The following is a 2,014-nucleotide window of genomic DNA, read 5'->3' as shown; positions in this document are numbered from 1 at the left end:
CCTAGCGTTGGCTACCGAGTTAAATCATTCCGTACAACGGTCTGCATACACGGCGTGCTGGCGCTTAGCCAGCATGAGCGTTGTATGCTTTGTTACCACCAGTTTTATTTTTCAATTATTTCTTTACCGTTAAGTTCCTGTTGCTTAACTTTGCTAGTCTTATCCAGCTCAAGTTGCAACTGCTGAGCTACAACTAGAACTTGGGGTTCCATCATCATCATGAAATGGTTACCTGGAACAACATGCAATTTAACTGCTTGGGTAGAAAGCTGACTCCAGCCCCAAGTTGGATTTTCTAGAGTCATTGCTTCATTAGGTAAATAATCCCCTAAAGCACCAACCTCACTGGCTCGGAAGAAGTTAATCGGAATTGAATCAATCTTCTGGGGTAGATAGCTTGCACTCGCTTCAGTATTAGCCTTGTAAACTGCCAGAATTCGCTTCAACTCAGTTTGGCTCAACATCTGTCCAGCTTTTTGCAATTGTTCCAGGAGATAGCTCAGTTGTTCATCCGGATCTATAGACTGGAGTATTTTTGGCGAAATATTGAGGTTTTGACCCAAAATGCTTTCATAAATACTGGCTAGGTTGGTTATGCACTTGGTATTATCCCATTGAGCTGCATCTTTTTCTGGAGCCGGAACCTCTACCTGAATATCCATCATGGCCAGCAAAGATACTTCCTGTCCTTGATTCCGTAATTGTTGAGCCATCTCGAAAGCCACTTTGCCTCCAAAAGAATGACCCCCTAATAAATAGGGTCCGTTGGGTTGGAGTGCTTGTAGGGCTTTAATATGGTGGGCAGCAATATCTGCGATGCGAGTATAAGGTTGGAAGTCCTCCTCAAGACCAAGGGTACGCAAACCATATAACGGTTGTTCCGAATCTAGATGACGTGCCAACTGCTGGAAGTCAAAGACATTGCCAAGAATTCCGGAAACCAAGAATAAAGGAGGCTTTGACCCCTCGGGCTGAATGGGCACTAAGGTAGAAAGGAAGGAGTCGTTACCAGTGGAGTTATTTTGGGTTGCTAGGCTTGGCGAATCGAGATCCGCAAGAAGTTCTTGGGATAAATAATCAACCATTGCCTCTATGGTTGGATAGTCAAATAGTAGAGTTGAACGTAGAGAGTAGCCCACGCTGGATTGGAGATGATTCCTCAACTGAACTGCCATTAGAGAATCCAGACCCAAATCAATTAACCTTTGCCCCAGTTCTATTTGATCTGGAGAACTTAATCCTAAGGTTTTAGCCACTTGGGTACGAACACGCTCTACTAACAAATCCCGACGTTGGTTAGCAGGAACTGCCTCTAATTCTGTCTTAAAATCAAGATTTGTTTCCCTGACAGTAGTATTTGACGCAACATCTTCATAGAAAGGTGGCAGACTGTGGAATTGGCGCAGCCACTTGTCCCAATCCACTGACATTACACCTACTTGTGCTAGATCTTGTTGAAGCAGTTGTTCAAGTGCAAACAATCCCTGCTTTGGAGCTACGTTTGCCAGCCCCCAAGCAGCTATTCGCCCCTGATGGTCAGTATTCAGTTTTGCCCCCATTCCTATCTCACCCCAAGGTCCCCAATTAACGGTTAAAGCAGGTAATCCCAAGGCTTGACGATGAGCTGCTATTGAATCGAGAAAGGCATTAGCTGCCCCATAGCTTCCTAGACCGTGAGAACCTAATAAGGAAGAAATGGAGGAAAAACAGACAAAGAAATCCAAAGGCTGGTTTTGGGTAAGAGCATGTAGATTCCACGTTCCCTGCACTTTGGCAACCAGAACTTGGGCAAAGCGCTGCCAATCTTGCTGGGACAGTCCGCTGAACTCAACAACTCCAGCGGCGTGAACTATACCCCCTAGAGGAAGCGAGGATTGCTCTATCTTAGTTAGTAACTCGCTAACTTGCCCTGCATTAGACACATCTGCTTGGGCTACTACCACCCGAGCACCTGAGTTTTCTAGCTTTTTTAACTTATGCTCGATCGCTGGTTTAGGGCTACTTCGTCCTACTA

At 45.3% G+C, this 2,014-nt stretch carries 1 protein-coding gene; it reads right to left on the bottom strand.

Going from position 1 to position 2,014, the window contains the following annotated elements:
- Positions 1 to 104: 104 nt before the first annotated feature.
- Positions 105 to 2,014, bottom strand: a 1,910-nt coding sequence (locus F6K53_RS38540; protein WP_293085112.1) for an SDR family NAD(P)-dependent oxidoreductase, incomplete at its 5' end; no start/stop codon positions are given.

Origin of the sequence: Moorena sp. SIO4A1, assembly GCF_010672065.1 — a bacterium.
GTDB lineage: Bacteria > Cyanobacteriota > Cyanobacteriia > Cyanobacteriales > Coleofasciculaceae > Moorena.
The sequence above is the reverse complement of the archived record's forward strand: the minus strand, read 5'-3'. Positions and strand labels throughout refer to the sequence as shown.